14 protein-coding genes and 1 pseudogene are annotated in these 15250 nt (G+C 75.4%); 12 read left to right on the top strand and 3 right to left on the bottom strand.

What is annotated here, in order from left to right; all coding sequences use genetic code 11:
* From IF43_RS39865 to IF43_RS0126470, 3 genes and pseudogenes are all read left to right on the top strand, one after another.
* Positions 1 to 334: pseudogene (locus IF43_RS39865) on the top strand (carboxyl transferase domain-containing protein); the annotation flags it as partial.
* 55 nt (positions 335 to 389) lie between these two features.
* A complete protein-coding gene (locus tag IF43_RS43075) occupies positions 390 to 917 on the top strand; it encodes a TetR/AcrR family transcriptional regulator (protein ID WP_267884802.1) in 528 nt (175 codons plus the stop codon).
* 529 nt (positions 918 to 1446) lie between these two features.
* The gene (locus IF43_RS0126470; protein ID WP_030205581.1) at positions 1447 to 2277 is read left to right on the top strand and encodes an AfsR/SARP family transcriptional regulator; all 831 of its coding nucleotides are present in this window, start codon (positions 1447 to 1449) and stop codon (positions 2275 to 2277) included.
* Positions 2278 to 2450: 173 nt separating this feature from the next.
* On the opposite strand, the gene IF43_RS0126475 is transcribed toward IF43_RS0126470, so the two are convergent.
* Positions 2451 to 3410 (bottom strand): AfsR/SARP family transcriptional regulator, encoded by a 960-nt coding sequence (locus tag IF43_RS0126475; RefSeq protein ID WP_030205583.1) that lies wholly within the window; start codon positions 3408 to 3410, stop codon positions 2451 to 2453.
* 174 nt (positions 3411 to 3584) lie between these two features.
* Positions 3585 to 3812, bottom strand: a complete 228-nt coding sequence (locus IF43_RS0126480; protein ID WP_030205588.1) for a hypothetical protein — start codon at positions 3810 to 3812, stop codon at positions 3585 to 3587.
* Positions 3813 to 4117: 305 nt separating this feature from the next.
* On the opposite strand from IF43_RS0126480, the gene IF43_RS0126485 reads away from it, so the two are divergent.
* The 5 genes from IF43_RS0126485 (at position 4118) to IF43_RS0126505 (ending at position 9042) form a co-directional block, all read left to right on the top strand.
* Entirely contained in the window at positions 4118 to 4939 is an 822-nt protein-coding gene (locus IF43_RS0126485; RefSeq protein ID WP_030205613.1) for an AfsR/SARP family transcriptional regulator, read from the top strand.
* 261 nt (positions 4940 to 5200) lie between these two features.
* The gene (locus IF43_RS0126490; RefSeq protein ID WP_063753400.1) at positions 5201 to 6019 is read left to right on the top strand and encodes a thioesterase II family protein; all 819 of its coding nucleotides are present in this window, start codon (positions 5201 to 5203) and stop codon (positions 6017 to 6019) included.
* Positions 6016 to 7290: a beta-ketoacyl synthase gene (locus tag IF43_RS0126495; RefSeq protein ID WP_030205618.1), complete on the top strand. Its 1275-nt coding sequence runs from the start codon at positions 6016 to 6018 to the stop codon at positions 7288 to 7290. Before IF43_RS0126490 ends, IF43_RS0126495 begins: the two co-directional genes overlap by 4 nt.
* A 92-nt stretch (positions 7291 to 7382) precedes the next feature.
* Positions 7383 to 8627 (top strand): ketosynthase chain-length factor, encoded by a 1245-nt coding sequence (locus IF43_RS0126500; RefSeq protein WP_037890172.1) that lies wholly within the window; start codon positions 7383 to 7385, stop codon positions 8625 to 8627.
* A gap of 100 nt (positions 8628 to 8727) precedes the next feature.
* Positions 8728 to 9042, top strand: coding sequence for an acyl carrier protein (locus IF43_RS0126505; protein WP_324605129.1), 315 nt, complete (start codon positions 8728 to 8730; stop codon positions 9040 to 9042).
* 270 nt (positions 9043 to 9312) lie between these two features.
* Here IF43_RS0126505 and IF43_RS0126510 read toward each other — a convergent pair whose 3' ends face one another.
* Positions 9313 to 9546: a DUF6059 family protein gene (locus tag IF43_RS0126510; RefSeq protein ID WP_158939501.1), complete on the bottom strand. Its 234-nt coding sequence runs from the start codon at positions 9544 to 9546 to the stop codon at positions 9313 to 9315.
* A 379-nt stretch (positions 9547 to 9925) separates the two neighbouring features.
* On the opposite strand from IF43_RS0126510, the gene IF43_RS0126515 reads away from it, so the two are divergent.
* The 4 genes from IF43_RS0126515 (at position 9926) to IF43_RS0126530 (ending at position 15234) form a co-directional block, all read left to right on the top strand.
* Positions 9926 to 11104 carry a hypothetical protein gene (locus IF43_RS0126515; protein ID WP_030205631.1) on the top strand — a complete coding sequence of 393 codons (1179 nt, stop codon included), beginning with the start codon at positions 9926 to 9928 and terminating at the stop codon, positions 11102 to 11104.
* A gap of 353 nt (positions 11105 to 11457) precedes the next feature.
* Positions 11458 to 12411, top strand: a complete 954-nt coding sequence (locus IF43_RS0126520; RefSeq protein WP_030205650.1) for an aromatase/cyclase — start codon at positions 11458 to 11460, stop codon at positions 12409 to 12411.
* Positions 12412 to 12437: 26 nt separating this feature from the next.
* Positions 12438 to 14243, top strand: a complete 1806-nt coding sequence (locus IF43_RS0126525; RefSeq protein WP_051796199.1) for an acyl-CoA dehydrogenase — start codon at positions 12438 to 12440, stop codon at positions 14241 to 14243.
* 181 nt (positions 14244 to 14424) lie between these two features.
* Positions 14425 to 15234 (top strand): 4'-phosphopantetheinyl transferase superfamily protein, encoded by an 810-nt coding sequence (locus IF43_RS0126530; RefSeq protein WP_030205663.1) that lies wholly within the window; start codon positions 14425 to 14427, stop codon positions 15232 to 15234.
* Positions 15235 to 15250 lie beyond the last annotated feature (16 nt).

Consider the following 15250-nt stretch of genomic DNA (forward strand, 5'->3'; position numbering starts at 1 on the left):
CGGAGCCAAGCTCCTGTACGCGTACTGCAACGCGACCGTGCCGCGGATCTCGCTGATCCTGCGCAAGGCCTACGGCGGCGCGTACATCGTCATGGACTCGCAGTCCATCGGCGCGGACCTCACCTACGCGTGGCCGACCAACGAGATCGCGGTCATGGGTGCCGAGGGCGCCGCCAACGTCATCTTCCGCCGGCAGATAGCCGAGTCGGACGACCCTGAGGCCACCCGGGCGCAGATGGTCAAGGAGTACAAGGCCGAGCTGATGCACCCGTACTACGCGGCCGAGCGCGGCCTCGTCGACGACGTCATCGACCCCGCCGAGACCCGCGAGGTGCCTGATCAGGTCCGCGGCCGAGGTCGTCGACCGGGACGGCTTCGCGGTCGCGTCGCTGACCGAGATCAGCACGCGGGCCGGGGTGAGCAACGGTGCGCTGCACTTCCACTTCGGCAGCAAGGTGGCCCTGGCGGAGGCCGTCGAGGCGGCCGCGGTGCAGCGGCTGGAAGCGCTGATCGGCGAGGCGCCGCCGGGGGCCGGGAGCCGGCTGCAGCGCCTCGTCGACGTCACGCACGCCCTGGCGCGCGGGCTGACGTCGGACGTGGTGCTGCGGGCCGGGTTCGTGCTGTGCAGCGACGCGGCCTGGGTGCCCGCGGCCGACCCGCGCACCTCCTGGCAGCGGTGGGTCGAGGCCCTCGTCCGGGAGGCCGGTGAGGTGGGCGAGCTGCGCTCCGTCGCCGAGTCGGAAGGGATCGTGACGACGGTGGTGGGGGCGACCGTGGGCTTCGAGGTGCTCGGGGCCCGGGACGCGGCCTGGCTGGCCCCCCGCACGATCACGCAGTTCTGGGAGCTGCTGCTGCCGACGCTGGCGTCGCCGGAGCTGCTCGCGGTGCTGAACGCGAAGGGAGCGGAGGGAGCGTGAGGAGGTCCCTGGCGTCATGAGACGGTCCCTTCGGGGCCCGTGGGGACCCTGTGGGACCCTCTAAGAGACCGTACGGTCTCTTAATTGCACCCCTCGACGATCCCCCCTTGGGGGCCTGTTAGCTGCCAAGAGGCCGTTTCCCAGGGGGAGTTGGGCCGATTGCCCCGAGATCTGCGCGCTGCGCGGGCCTCGGGGCTTTTGCGTGAAGCCGCAACGGCTGTTCCGGCCACGTCGTGCTGGCTTACTTTCGTTGGGTGACGGGCGTTTCGTGGCGGTAAAGGAACGGTATGTGCCGCCGAAATGCCCGGTTTCAGTGGGTATAGATCCGGTCGTATGCGATCAGAGAATGGCTGGATATGGAGGCCGTGATCCTGGCGTGAAGTCGGCGGGATTGACAAACCAACTGCGCTGTTTTTTTATCAAGTGGTCGGGTCGTGCCATCGCGACCGGACCCCGACAGAGCGGGCACCGCAGGACGGGAAACGCGGCGGGCCGGGCATCGGCCGCCAGGCGACCTTTGGGGGAGTACGTGGACATCAACCTGCTCGGAGCGCTGTCGGTCACCGAGAACGGCGTTTCCGTCACGCCGACCGCTCCGAAGCCGCGTCAGGTCCTGGCCCTGCTCGCGCTCCACGCGGACCAGATGGTCCCGGTCTCCACGCTGATCGAGGAGCTGTGGGGCAAGAACCCGCCGCGCAGCGCCCGTACGACGCTGCAGACCTACGTGCTCCAGCTGCGCGAGCTGATCGGCGAGGCGCTCAGACACGGCGAGAACGAGCGCTGCACGGCCAAGGACGTCCTGGCCACCCTCCCGGGCGGCTACCGGCTGGAGTCCCGCGGCGGGACCGTGGACTACCGGGAGTTCGAGCGCCGGGCGGGCGCCGGCTACCGGGCGATGGACGCCGACGACCACCAGGGCGCCTCGCGCCGGCTGGCGGACGCCCTCTCGCTGTGGACCGGCCCCGCCCTCACCGACGTCCAGGTCGGCAGCCAGATCCAGATGGAGGTCCAGCGCCTGGAGGAGGCCCGGCTGTGCGCGCTCGACCAGCGCATCGAGGCCGACCTCCGGCTGGGCCGGCACCGCGAGCTGCTGTCCGAGCTCACCGTCCTGGTCAACCAGTACCGGATGCACGAGAGCCTGCACGGCCAGTTCATGCTGGCCCTGCACCGCTCCGGGCGGCGCGGTGAGGCGCTCAACGTCTACCAGCGGCTGCGCACGACGCTCGTGTCGGAGCTGGGCCTGGAGCCCTCCGCCGCCCTGAGCCGGCTGCAGCGGTTCATCCTCACGGCGAACCCGGAGACCGTGTCGTCGCCCGCCGCGGCGGCCGGGGCTGCCGGGGGGCGGCTCGTGGCCCGGTGAACCGACGGTGCGGCGGCGGGCGCGGAACGGTGCGGTGGCCGTCCTGCCCACCGGCGCCCGGCGCCCTGCAACCTCCGGAGCCCTTCCTCCGACCCGCCTACCGCGGGTCGGAGGAAGGGCTCCGGTGTTTCCGGGCGGTCTCGTGCCGCCGGGCGCCCGCAGGGCGGGCGGCGTCAGGACCCGGGCGCGTGGGCCGCGGTGAGGGCCTCCAGGCGGCACACCAGGTCCCGCTGTTCGCGGGTGAGGCGCTCGACGTGGCGGCGCAGGCTGGCGAGTTCCGTGTGCAGCCGGCTCACGCTCGGCCCGTCGCCCCCCGCGGCCTCCGGCGCCGGCCCCGCGGCCGGGGAGCCGACGGGCCGGGCCGCGGCCGGGTCCTGGTGGTGCAGGACCGCCTCCATGCGGCCGCGCAGGGCCGGGCCCGGCTCGACTCCCAGGTCGTGGACGAGCCGACGGCGCGCGCGCTCGTACACCCGCAGCGCCTCCGCCTGGCGCCCGCACCGGTACAGCGCGGTCATCAGCAGCTCGTAGAAGCGCTCGCGCAACGGATGGGAGGCGATGAGCTCCTCCAGCTCGCCCGTGATCTCGCCGGCCCGACCGGCCCGCAGGGACGCGTCGTACAGCGACTCCAGGGCGACGATCCGGCTCTCCTCCAGCAACGAGGCCTCGACGGAGCAGATGGCGCCGCGGCCGCTGCCCTCCAGCGCGGGGCCGCGCCACAGCGCCAGGGCCCGGCGCAGTACGTCGGCCGAGCGGCCGGGGTCGGTGCGGGCGAGGTCGCGCCCCTCGGCGGCGAGCCGCTGGAAGTGCCGGGCGTCGGTGTCGGCGTCCCCCAGCCGCAGGACGTAGCCGAGCGGCCGGGTCACCAGCCACTCGCGGGGCGGCTCCCCGGCGGCGGGGGGCGGGACGGACAGCAGTCGGCGGAGCCGGGCCACATGGGCCTGGAGGGCGTTGGCGGCGTTGGCCGGCGGGTGCTCGGCCCACAGCTCGTCGACGAGCCGGTCGGCGGAGACGACCTGGCCCGCCTTTACGACGAGGGCTCCGAGCAGTGCGCGCTGTTTGGCTCCCGCCGGCACGACCAGAACGCCGGTGCGTTCGTCGAAGGCCTGGACGGGCCCCAGGATCCGAAACTTCATCTCATCCTCACACGGGAAGGCTTGAGAGGTCTGCTGCCGGAGAACTGCCGTCGATATTCCCTTCGGAATAGCCGCGGGCCCTTCCTCTCCTATCGGAGGGTAGGTGCTTTCGCGGGGCGATGCCCGATGCCCGTCGCCCCCGTCGGGAATCGTGGAGGGTTTCTCGAGCCCCTTTCAGGCCGCGGGCGGGGCAGGGAGGCGAGGCCGGAAATGTTCGGCCGTCAGATCGGGGAAGCCCACCTGGACCCCCCGGCCGTGCCAGGTGCCCAACATGCCCAGCAGGACCTGCGGCGCGGGCAGCCCCGGCAGAGCCGGCAGTCCCGCGGTAACGCCCGGGCCGGCCGGGCCGAACAGGCCTCGGGTCAGCGGGTCGGCGCAGCGCGCCGTCGTATCGGTCGCCATGGCCGGAAAGCTAACAGCGCGCACGGTGCGCGGAAAGGTGCCGGAAAACCCGACAGCTGCGCGTGGAGTGCTCGTCAGCGGTTTGTCAGTGCCTTGTCAGCGATGCGTCGTCGACGCGTCTCGGCATTTCTTGGAGAGGGGCTAGAGCCGTGCTTGACCATCGGAGGGGGGCGGGTTGTCGAAGGATATGGTGCCCCTGGCCTTAGGTCCACGCCCATGACAGAAAAGGCCGGAATGCGGCAGTGTCGAAAGGTTTACTACCGGCCGGAAAGTGATGGCGGCCTGACAAGGCTGGGAGGGGAATCATGAAGATTAAAGTTCTGGGCCCATTGGATGCCGAAGTCAACGGGGTGTCCATCGTCCCGACGGCCGGCAAGCCTCGCCAGATCCTGGCGCTGCTCGCCCTCTACCCGGGCAGGGTCGTGCCCGTGCCCACCCTGATGGAGGAGATCTGGGGCGCCGACCTGCCCCAGAGCGCGCTCACCACGCTCCAGACGTACATCCTCCAACTGCGCCGCCGCCTGGGCACCGCGATGGGTCCGGACGTCCCGGGCTCCGCCAAGGACGTCCTGGCCACCCGCTACGGCGGCTACCTGCTCCAGGTGCCGGCCGAATCCGTCGACGTGCACGCGTACGAGCGGCTGGTGGCCGAGGGCCAGCAGGCCTTCGAGAACGGTGAGGACGGGCGGTCCTCCAAGTGCCTGCGCGAGGCCCTCGACCTGTGGGAGGGGCCCGCGCTGGTCGACGTGCGCGTGGGCCCGATCCTCGACATCGAGGTCATGCGCCTGGAGGAGAGCCGGCTGGTGACGCGCGAGCGCAGGATCGACGCGGACCTGCGCCTGGGCCGCCACGTCGAACTGATCGCCGAGCTCACCGACCTGATCGCCCGTCACCCCCAGCACGAGGGGCTGCACTCGCAGGCGATGGTCGCGCTCTACCGGTCCGGCCGGCAGGCGTCCGCGCTCGACGTCTACCGCCGGCTGCGCCAGCGGCTGATCGACGAGCTCGGCGTCGAGCCGTCGCCGCAGCTCCAGCGGCTGCACCAGGCGATGCTCGCGGTCGACCCGCGCCTGGACGTGGTCGCCGGACCGCGCCACAGCTCCACCTTCGACCTGTACGCGGCGTGAGCGGACGTCCGGGCGGGGGACGGGCGGTGCCCGCGCCCGCGGGGTGAGCCGCGGGCGGCGGGAGGGATGCCGGTCCCGGGTGCAGCAGGGCGCCGGCCGCGGGTGCGTGCGGGATGTGGACCGTCATTCCGCGCCGCCCCGGCCGGGGCGCCGTACCCGGCGGGAGTCGAGTCCCGCTCCAGCCGTGATGGCGAGACTCGGCCCGCAGCCGGCGCGCTGCCCGGCGGTACGCCGGAACAGCTTCCCGGAGGAGGGCGACGCATGGCTTCCCTGACCACGGCCGACGAGGCGGTGGAGCAGAGGGTCCGGCTCCACTGCCTCGCCCACGCGGGGGCGGGCGTGGCCAGCTACCGCCGCTGGCCCGTCGCGGCCGGCCCCGCGGTGGACGTGGCGGCCCTGCTGCTGCCCGGCCGCGACAACCGCCGGCGCGAACCGCGCGTCACCGACCGCTCCGGTCTCCTGGCCGACCTGCTCGGCCCGCTGCTGGAGGCGGCGCACGCCGGCCCGTACGCGCTGTACGGCCACAGCCTGGGCGCGCTCGTCGCCTACACCCTGACCCGCGCCCTGGCCGACGAAGGGGCGCCGCCGCCCCTGTTCCTCGCGGTCGGAGCCTGCCTGCCGCCGCACGCCACGGCCGCCCTGATGAGCGCGGCGGAAGCCCCGGACGAGCAGCTGCTGCCGCTCCTCGGAGACCTCGGCTCGCTGCCGAAGGGGGAGGCCGCCCGTCCCGGCGGGCTGTGGCACCGCTCCGTCCTTCCCGTCCTGCGCGACGACCTGCGGCTGGCCAAGGCCCTGCGGCAGGCGGCGATGGACCCCGCCACCGGAGGACCCGTGAACGTACCCGTGCTCGTCTTCGCGGGCAGCGACGACCCGCTGGCCGTCCCCACCGCCCTGCAGGAGTGGCGGGAGTGGACCACCGGTCCCATCACGGTGCGCACCCTGGTCGGCGACCACTTCTTCGCGGGGGACGAGGCACTGCCGGCGCTGATCGGGGCCGCCTGCCGGGAGCACGTGGCCGCCGCACCCGGCACGCCCGGACCCGGGCCGGTCGCGGTCCGCACCGCGGGCGGTGTCCGGTGAAGCGCGTCGTCATCACCGGTGTGGGCGTGGTGGCCCCCGGCGCCATCGGCAGCGGGGACTTCTGGTCGCTGCTCACGTCCGGGCGTACGGCCACGCGCGGCGTCACCCTCTTCGACGCGTCCGGGCACCGCTCGCAGGTGGCGGCCGAGGTGGACTTCGACGCCACCGCGCACGGCTTCACCCTCGCCGACACCGAGCGCCTGGACCGGGCCGCGCAGTTCGCGCTGGTCAGCGCCCGCGAGGCGGTGGGTGACAGCGGCCTGGCCGAGGTGCTGGCGACCGGGAACCCACTGCGCACCGGGGTCAGCCTGGGCAGCGCGGCCGGCTGCACCACGGGGCTGGCCACCCAGTACGCGCTGCTCAGCGACTTCGGTGCGACCTGGACGGTGGACCACTCCAAGGCCGCCGAGCAGCTCTACGACTACCTCGTGCCCAGCTCGCTCGCGGCGGTGGTGGCGAGGGACAGCGGGGCGCAGGGTCCGGTGGGCGTGGTCTCCAGCGGATGCACCTCGGGTCTGGACGCCATCGGCCACGCCGCCGAGCTGATCCGCGAGGGCAGCGTGGACGTGATGGTCGCGGGTGGGGCGGAGGCGCCGATCTCCCCGATCGCCATGGCCTGCTTCGACCGGATCCAGCTCACCAGCCCGCGCAAGGAGGACCCGGCGACCGCCTGCCGGCCCTTCGACCGGACCCGGGACGGGTTCGTCCTCGGCGAGGGCTCGGCGGTGGTGGTCCTGGAGGAGCTCGAGCACGCCCGGCGGCGCGGGGCCCGCGTGTACGCGGAGCTGTCCGGCTTCGCCTCGTACAGCAGCGCCCACCACATGACGGGGCTGCGGCCGGGCGGCGAGGAGATGGCCGACGCCATCCGGGCGGCGCTCGACGAGGCGCGGTTGAACCCGGTGGACGTGGACTACGTCAACGCGCACGGCGCGGGCACGCGGCACAACGACCGGCATGAGACGCACGCCTTCAAGCTGGGCCTCGGCGACCACGCCCGGCGGGTCCCGGTCAGCTCCATCAAGTCGATGATCGGACACGCGCTGGGAGCGGCGGGCGCCCTGGACGTGGTGGCCAGCGTGCTGACCATCCAGCACAGCACGGTGCCGCCGACGGCGAACCTGCGTGAGCCGGACCCGACCTGCGACCTGGACTACACGCCGCTGTTCGCGCGCGAGCAGCGCACCAGCACGGTGCTGAGCGTGGCCAGCGGCTTCGGAGGCTTCCACGCGGCGACGGTGCTGACCCGGCCGCGGTTGCGGGAGGCGGCGTGAGGGACGGGAGTGGCGTGTGGGGTGGCAGTAGCGTTAACGGCGTTAACGGTCGGCCCGGTCCGGGGGGTGCGGACGGGCCGGTCCCCGCGGAACTGGAGCGGTTCGACGCGGCCGCCGGACGGCCGGCCGCCGAGGTGGTCGTCACCGGCATCGGCGTGGTCGCCCCCAACGGGCTGGACGCGGGGGCGTGGTGGCGCGCGCTGCTGGCGGGGGCCAACGGCATCCGCCCGATCAACCGGTTCGACGCCTCCGGCTATCCGGTGCGGATCGCGGGCGAGATCACCGGGTTCGTCGACGAGGACCACATCCCCAGCCGGCTGCTGCCCTCCACCGACCGGGTCACGCGCCTGGGCCTGGTCGCGGCGAAGGAGGCGCTGGAGGACTCCGGTGCCGACCCGGCCGCCCTGTCCGGCTACGGCGCGGGCGTCATCACCGCCAGTGCCGCCGGCGGCACCGAGTTCGGGCAGCGCGGGTTGGAGGCGCTGTGGGGCAAGGGCACCAAGTACGTGAGCGCGTACCAGTCCTTCGCCTGGTTCCACGCCGCCAACACGGCCCAGATCTCCATCCGGCACGCGCTGCGCGGACCGGGCACCGCGCTCGTCAGCGAGCAGGCCGGCGGTATCGACGCCATCGCCCGGGCCCGTCGGGAGATCCGCAAGGGCGTGAGCCTGATGGTGACCGGAGGGATCGACTCGGCGCTCTGCCCGTGGGGCTGGGCGGCCCACCTGGCCGACGGCCGGATGACCACGGTCCCCGACCCGGACCGCGCCTACCTCCCCTTCGACGAGGCCGCGGGCGGCCATGTCGTGGGCGAGGGCGGGGCGCTGCTGGTCCTGGAGGACGCGGCCGCCGCCGCGGCGCGCGGGGCGACCGGATACGGGGTGGTGGCCGGCTGCGCCGCCACCTTCGACGGCGGACCGGACCTGCCGCGGCTGCGCGAGGCGGCCGAGCTGGCGCTCGCCGACGCGCGGCTGGCACCGCACGAGGTGGACGTCGTGTTCGCGGACGCGGCCGGCGAGCCGGCCGCCGACCGCGTCGAGGCGGCGGCGCTGGAGGCGCTGTTCGGCCCCTACGGGGTGCCCGTGACGGCGCCGAAGTCGATGACGGGGCGGCTGGGCGCGGGCGGCTCCTCGCTCGACGTGGCGGCGGCGCTGTTCGCGCTGCGCGAGGGGGTCGTGCCGCCGACGACCGGGACCGTACGGGCCGCCGCGGACTACCGGCTGGACCTGGTGACCGGGGCGCCGCGGCAGCTGCCCGGGCTGCGTACGGCGCTGGTGCTCGCCCGCGGGCGGGGCGGCTTCAACTCCGCCGCCGTGGTGCGGGCCGTGGCGGCCTGACGGGCGGTCCCGCACGGGACCGGATGGTGGCGTCCGGGTCCCGCGGCGGACCCGGGGGAGGACCGGGTCCCGTCGGGGGACTCCGACGACGGGAGGACCAGTGGAGCACTTCGGACCGGATCAGCTCTTCGCCATGCTGCGGAGCTGCGCGGGCGCGGACGAGGGCCTCGACGGCCTGGAGGAGTCCGCCGAGGAGGTGCTGGACGTGCCGTTCCTGGAGCTGGGGTACGACTCCCTCGCGATCCTGCAGCTGACCGGAGAGGTCGAGGCGCGGTACGGGATCACGCTCGACGAGGAGGGCGTGGACGAGGCCGAGACGCCCCGGGGATACGTCGGCCTCGTGGGGCGCGCGCTCGCCGGGCACCGGGCCGGGCCGGCCCGGAACCCCGGGGCCGCGGCCGCCGCTCCGGCATAGCGCGGCGGCAAGGGGGACCCGCCCCGCCCACCACGGGCGGCGGTGGCGCGGTGGGCGACCGGCGGTCCGACGACCCCCGGGGCTCCGAAGGGCCCCAGAGGCGTCCGGGAAGCGTCCGGTAGGCGGTCGGCGGCGCGTCTGGCGGGGCGTCTGGCGGGGCGTCAGGCGGCGCGTCTGGCGGGGCGTCCGCCGGGGCGTCAGGCGGCGCGTCTGGCGGGGGCGCATGGCGGGGGCGCCGGGCGGGGCGTCCGGCCCGTCGGTCCGGCCGGCTCAGCCGCCGGCCCGGGGAGTGCGCCGCAGCTCGCGCCGCAGTCGGCGTTCCAGGGGGCTCAACGGCACCTCGGGGCACAGCCGTTCGGGGTGGCCGAGCGGCGGTCCGCCGACCGCGGGGCCGCGGTCCGGGCAGGGCTCGGGCGCGCTCTCGCCGAGGGTGTGCAGGAGCCCGAGGACGGCGAACCCGTCCCACAGGGCGCGGACGATGCCGATCGGGTTCACGGCACTCACTTCCAGTGGGGTCGGCCGCCGGTCGGCGGGGCGGGGAGGAGCTGCGGCGCGGCAGGGTCTGCGCGGCGGGGTCTGCGCGGCGGGGTCTGCGCGGCGGGTGCGGCGCGGTCGCCGGGGAACGGCGGGCCGCGGCGCGCCGTCGGCCGGGCGACGGCAGCCGGGCCGTGGGGCGCGGTGCCGCGACGAGCCGCGTGCGGCCACGGTCCGCCCGTGTGCTCGAGGCCCGGACCAGGCGCGGTGGAGCGGGACCGGACACGGGTGCGGGGCCAGCGGGGCTCCAGCCGAGCTGAACCGGCGTGCGGACGCTGAGGGGCAGACGGGCGCCCCGGCCGCGTGGCCGGTCGGGTCGCGACCCGTGGGAGGACGAGGAGGACACCGCATGACCATCGACGGCTTCGAAGAGGCCCGGCCCGCGCGGCTCGTGCCCGCGGACGCGGGGTGGCGCGGCTGCGCCGACGACGTGACGGTGGAGGACATCGAGGACCTGGTCGCCGAACTCCAGCTGGCCCGGGCGGGCGTGGCGGGTGCCGACGCCGGCCGGGCGGCGCTGCGGGCGGAGCGGTTCGCCGACGAGATCGCGTTCCTGGGGCTGGGCCGGCTGGTGGCCCGGCTGGTGCGGACGCCGCCGGGCGGCCCGCAGGACGCGTTGGACCGGCTCGCCGCGCGGTCCGGCGGGCCGGGTTCCGGGGCCGGCTTCCCGGCCCCGCCCGAGGTGGCGCTGCCGCGGCTCGGGGACCTGCTCACCGGGCTCGTCGGCCAGGCCCGCGGGTACGGTCTGCTGCCGCCCGCCCACAAGGTCAAGCTGCTGCGGCGGCCGGGGCTGGACCCGGCGGTCACCCCGGTGCGGCTGCCCGGGTTCTCGGTGCTGTCCCTGCCGACGGAGGTCGGGCCGGAGTCCGTGCGGTACGTCCAGCACGCGGTGGCCCGGCTCGCCGAGCACGCCCTCCGCCCGGCCGGCGAACCGCTCGCCGCGCGCTGGGAGTTCGACCCGGTGCGGGCCCGGGGCTGGGAGCTGCTGCTCGGCCTGCTCGTCCAGGAGCCGGAGCTGCTCGGGCGGCTGGGGCCGGTCCGGGACGACGCCGAGGCGGTGGCGGGCTGGCTGCGCGCCTGCGAGCGGGAGGCGGAGCGGCAGGCGCGGGCCGACCAGGAGGCCGGCTCGGCGGACGGGGCGCTCCGGGCGGCGGCGTACGAGTGGCGGGACGCGGTGCGGGCCGTACTGGCCGGCGGCTTCGGGGCCCACTGGTGGCGGCACGCGCAGGCGTGGGCGCTGCTGCGGAGGGCGATGGCGCGGGAACCCCGGGCCGATGACTGCCACCGGGCGCTGGCCCTGGACGTGGCCGCCGTCGCGGGCCCGCCCGCCCGGGCGGACCTGGTCCCCGCGGCCCGCCGGGCGGGCGCTCCGGCGCCGGCCGGGGCGGTCGGCGCGGGGGAAGGGCGCCCGGTGCCGCCCACCGGGACGGGGGAGGCCGGGTGGGCGGCCGGGGCAGCGGGCACGGCCGGAGACCGTGATCGGCTCCGGGACGGCGTCGGCGGCGCCCGTCAGGGTGACGCCGCCTGAGCGCCCGCCGGACGAGTCTGCGGGCCCCGGCTGGAGGAATGCTCAAGCCCCGGGCCGGACGGGGTCGTCCTCCCCGCCCGCCCGAGCCGGGCCCGGTGCGGACTCGACCAGGACCCAGGCCGGCCACGAGCGGTTCCGGACAGGGTCGTTGACACGCCCGCCGGCCGAGGCGGAGTCCGGCAGTACCTGCCGTGGGCCTCGACGCGCGGCGGACGGGCGTGCCGGTGTGAGGTCACCGGCACAGGTGGATCCGTGCCGGCCGGGGGTCGGAGCCCGACCGGCACGGCCACGGCGCCCCGCCCGCACGCGGTGGTCGCAGCCGGCCGGAGTACTGAACGAGGAGGGTGTGGAGGATGTCGGATGCACGAGTGCACCGCACGGTCCACGAAGTGATCGCGGAGGCCCCGGCCGGTGTGCTGTACGGGCTGATCGCGGACGCGACACGGTGGCCGCTGTTCTTCCCGCCCTGTGTCCACGTCGAACAGCTCGACTTCGACGGGACGCGGGAGCGGCTGCGCATGTGGGCCACGGCGGGCGACACCGTCAAGTCCTGGATCTCCAGCCGCCGTCTGGACGTGCAGCGACTGCGCGTGGAGTTCACCATGGACGTGCCCGCCGCCCCCGCCCGGACCATGGGCGGGGTGTGGACCGTGGAGCCGCTCGGCGACCGCTCCCGGGTGACCCTGGAGCACTCCTTCACCGTCGACGGCGACGATCCCGCCTCCGTCGCCTGGATCGAGGACGTCACCGCCGCCAACAGCAGCTCCCAGCTCGACCGGCTGGCGGAGATCGCCCGGTCCTGGACCCGGCTGGACGACCTGGTGTGGTCCTTCGAGGACACCATCCGCGTCAACGCCCCCGCCGAGCTGATCTTCGAGTTCCTGTACCAGGCGGAGGACTGGCCCGCCGAACTGCCCCACGTCACCCGCCTCGACCTGGTCGAGGACGAGCCCGGCGTGCAGCTGGTGTCCATGGGCAGCATGTCCATCGACGGCGGCGCGCACAGCACCGAGTCCGTGCGCATCTGCTTCCCCGCCGCCCAGCGGATCGTCTACAAGCAGACCCGCACCTCGCCGCTGCTCGCCGCGCACGCGGGCGAGTGGGCCATCGAGCCCGACGAGACGGGCGTGAACCTGACGGCCCGCCATCACGTGCTGCTCGACCAGGACAGCATCGAGCGGGTGCTCGGCGAGGGCACCGACGCCGTCGCCGCCGGCCACCACCTGCGCGACGCGCTCGGCCAGGCCGGGCTGTCCGTACTGCGGTACGCCACGCAGTACGCCCTCGGCGCGGTCCGCGTCCTGTGAGCGCGGCCGGGACCGACCAAGCCCCCGTGCGGGACACCCACGCCCCCGCACGGGACACCCCTTCCGGTACGGCAGCCGGCGCCGCCGCCCGGGTACGGGCCGCGGCGCCGGGGACCGGTACCGCCGCGGGCCCGCTGCGGGCCACCGAGCCGCTGCGGGCGGCCCGGCTGGAGGCCGCGCTCGGCGACCCGTTCGACCCCGCGAACCCGCACGGGCACCTCGCCCTGCTCCGTGCCGACGAGGCCCGCGAGACGCCCGGGGCCACCGAGGAACTGCTCGCGGAGGCCGGGATGGCCGCCGAGTTCGTACCCCGGGACCTCGGCGGCCGGCTCGCCGACCTGGAGGAACTGGCCCGCGTCCTGCGGCCGCTGTTCCGCCGCGACCTGGCCCTGGGCTACGGCTTCGGCATCACGTCCCTGTTCGCGGCCTCCTCGGTGTGGACCGCCGGGGACGCGGGCCAGCAGCGCTCCCTGGCCGACGTGCTCCTCGGCGGCGGCCGCGTGACGATCGTGCACCGCGAGGTGGCGCACGCCAACGCGATCCTGCGCAACGAGATGGGCGCCGACCGGCGCCCCGGCGGCGGATGGCTGGTCGACGGCCGCAAGGACGTGGTCATCAACGCCCACCGCGCCGACGCGTTCGTCATGTACGCCCGCACCTCCCGCGAGGACGGGCCCCGCAGCCACTCCGTGCTGGTGCTCGGACCCGGTGAGCCGGCGGCCGGCGAGGTGCGCCGGCTCGGCCGGGTGGAGATGCCCGGCATGCGCGGGGCGCACTTCTCCGGCCTCGAACTCGCGGGCGTGGCTCTGCCGGACGACGCGCTGGTCGGCGCGGTCGGCGACGGGGTGTCGCTGGCCCTGCGCAGCTTCCAGACCAGCCACTGCCTGATCCCCGGCACCGTCCTCGCGGGCGTCGACAGCGTGCTGCGGTCGGCCGTGCGCGCGGCCACCGAGAACCGGCCCGACGGACGCCCGTCCCGCCGCTGGCAGAAGGTGCTCGCCGGGGTCTTCGCCGACGTGCTGGCCTGCGACGCCATGGCGGTCACCGGGATGCGGGCGATGAGCCTGATGCCCGAGGAGTCGTACCTGCTGGGCGCGGCCGTGAAGTACACCATGCCGGACCTGCTCCGCGAGGACCTGGAGGAGCTGGCCACGGTGCTCGGCGGCCGCGGATACGACCGTGGTCCGCGGTACGGCGGCTACCAGAAGCTCGTGCGCGACCTGCCGGTGGCCGGCCTCGGGCACGCGGGCACCGCCGTCTGCCAGGCGGTGATCGTGCCGCAGCTGCCGGCGCTGGCCCGGTCGGCCTGGTTCCGTACCCCGGAGCCGCCCGCCGAACTGTTCCGGCCCGGCGCGCCGCTGCCCCCGTTCGACCACCGGCGGCTGGCCCACTCCGGCACGGACGACCTGCTCACCGCCACGCTCGTGGGGGTCGCGGGCCGCCTGGAGGGCCGGCCCGGGCAGGGGCCGACGGAGGCGGCGCTGGCCGACCTCGCGCGCGCCTTCGTGGCGGAGCTGCGGGTGCTGCGCGCCCGGTGCGCCGCCCTCAGCGGGGCCTTCGACCCGCAGGCCTGCGCGCTGGCCGACCGCTACGCGCTGGTGCTGTCCGCAGCCGCGGTGCTGGGGGTCTGGGAGGGGCAGGCGGGGGTGGGCGACCCGTTCCTCGGGAACCCGGCCTGGGCGGTGCTCTCCCTCAGCCGCATCGGACGCCGGCTGGGCGTCCCGGTGGCGGACCTGCCCGACGGGGTCGTCGAGGAGGTGCTGGGCGAGGCGCTGCACCGCTGCCGGCAGCGGCGCAGCCTCGACCTGTACGGGACGCCGCTCGCGGGCTGACGGGACGTCGGGCCCGCGGCCCGACGGGTGCCGGCCGCACGCGCGGCCGCCCCTCCGCCCTGCCACCGCGCACGGACGTGCCCCGCCACGCGGGGCTCCGCCGGGGCGTCGGACGAGCGCCTCGGCCCGACGCCGGCCGCCGCCGCGGGACGGGGCGGCCGGCATGAGATGGGAGGCGACGATGAACCAGGTGACGTGTGCCGTACCGGTGCACGTGCCACGGCCGGACGGGCCGTGGCGCGGAGTACGGGAGAGCCTGGCGGAGCTCGGCAACGCGGTGGTCTACACGACGTGGACCGAATGGCTGCCGAGCGTCCTGACGGCCCCCCGGCTGCGTGAACTGCTGGGCTCGGACTGGGAGCGCTACCGCCGCACCCCCGACCCCACCGTCCGCTACCGCTTCGCCGCCGCCCGGCTGCTCATCAAGTGCACGGCCGGGGAGGCCCTCGGGATCGAGCCCGAGTACCTGGACCTGGCGTACCGGCTGGGCGGGCGCCCGTACCTGCGCGGCTTCGACCAGATCGAGCTGAGCCTGTCGCACACCGGGGACCTGATGGCCGTGGGACTCAGCCGCACCGGCCGGATCGGGGTGGACGTGGAGCCGACCGGGCGCACGGTCCGGCTGGACCTCCTGGAGGCGCAGATCCTGACCGCCACCGAGGCGGCGGAGATCGCGGGGCTGCCGGAGGAGCAGCGGGTGCCGCACGCGCTGAGGCTGTGGACGCTGAAGGAGGCGTACACCAAGGCGCTGGGGCAGGGGCTGCGGCTGGGCTTCAAGGAGTTCGGCTTCGGGCGGGGCCTGAAGCTGCACGCCCCGGACGGCAGTGCCGCCACCCGGGGCGAGTGGGGCTTCGCCACGCACGAGGTGATGGGACGCTACCTGGTGAGCACCGCCTGCCACGACGCGGGACTGTGCACCGCGGACGACACGTCCGCCGGCACGATGCTCGACCAGGGGTTCCTGTCGGCGATGAGCCTGAACGGGCGCTGATCCGGCGGGTCTCCGG

Source organism: Streptomyces sp. NRRL S-87 (assembly GCF_000719335.1).
GTDB lineage: Bacteria > Actinomycetota > Actinomycetes > Streptomycetales > Streptomycetaceae > Streptomyces.

Bases quoted from the DNA above. Each gene is read 5' to 3' on its own strand.
- IF43_RS0126475 (WP_030205583.1), bottom strand. From the start codon at position 3,410: ATGAAGTTTCGGATCCTGGGGCCCGTCCAGGCCTTCGACGAACGCACC.
- IF43_RS0126480 (WP_030205588.1), bottom strand. From the start codon at position 3,812: ATGGCGACCGATACGACGGCGCGCTGCGCCGACCCGCTGACCCGAGGC.
- IF43_RS0126485 (WP_030205613.1), top strand. From the start codon at position 4,118: ATGAAGATTAAAGTTCTGGGCCCATTGGATGCCGAAGTCAACGGGGTG.
- IF43_RS0126490 (WP_063753400.1), top strand. From the start codon at position 5,201: ATGGCTTCCCTGACCACGGCCGACGAGGCGGTGGAGCAGAGGGTCCGG.
- IF43_RS0126515 (WP_030205631.1), top strand. From the start codon at position 9,926: ATGACCATCGACGGCTTCGAAGAGGCCCGGCCCGCGCGGCTCGTGCCC.
- IF43_RS0126520 (WP_030205650.1), top strand. From the start codon at position 11,458: ATGTCGGATGCACGAGTGCACCGCACGGTCCACGAAGTGATCGCGGAG.
- IF43_RS0126530 (WP_030205663.1), top strand. From the start codon at position 14,425: ATGAACCAGGTGACGTGTGCCGTACCGGTGCACGTGCCACGGCCGGAC.